The sequence below is a fragment of the Bradyrhizobium sp. UFLA05-108 genome (assembly GCF_059803455.1).
The window spans coordinates 1-592 of the sequence record NZ_JBANAZ010000262.1 but is presented as its reverse complement, the minus strand read 5'-3'; the positions used below and the strand labels follow the sequence as shown (position 1 = coordinate 592).

The 592-nt window shown below is 61.5% G+C and carries 1 protein-coding gene; it reads left to right on the top strand.

Going from position 1 to position 592, the window contains the following annotated elements; genetic code table 11:
- Positions 1-2: 2 nt before the first annotated feature.
- A partial coding sequence (clpX, locus tag SO140_RS46380; protein WP_498544263.1) for an ATP-dependent Clp protease ATP-binding subunit ClpX occupies positions 3-592 on the top strand: 590 nt, incomplete at its 3' end.

Genomic DNA, 592 nt, shown 5'->3' with positions numbered 1-592 from the left:
CGCTGTATTGCTCGTTCTGCGGCAAGAGCCAGCACGAAGTCCGCAAACTGATCGCGGGTCCCACGGTCTTCATTTGCGACGAGTGCGTCGAGCTCTGCATGGATATCATCCGTGAGGAGAACAAGTCCTCGCTGGTGAAGTCGCGCGACGGTATTCCGACGCCGAAGGAAATCTGCAAGGTGCTGGACGACTACGTGATCGGCCAGAGCCATGCGAAGAAGGTTCTCTCGGTCGCGGTGCACAACCACTACAAGCGCCTCAACCACCAGACCAAGCACAACGACGTCGAGCTCGCGAAGTCGAACATCCTGCTGATCGGTCCGACCGGCTCGGGCAAGACGCTGCTCGCGCAGACGCTCGCCCGCATCCTGGACGTGCCCTTCACGATGGCCGATGCGACGACGCTGACCGAAGCCGGCTATGTCGGTGAGGACGTCGAGAACATCATCCTGAAGCTGCTCCAGGCCGCCGACTACAATGTCGAGCGCGCGCAGCGCGGCATCGTCTACATCGACGAGATCGACAAGATCAGCCGCAAGTCCGACAACCCGTCGATCACCCGAGACGTGTCGGGTGAGGGCGTGCAGCAGGC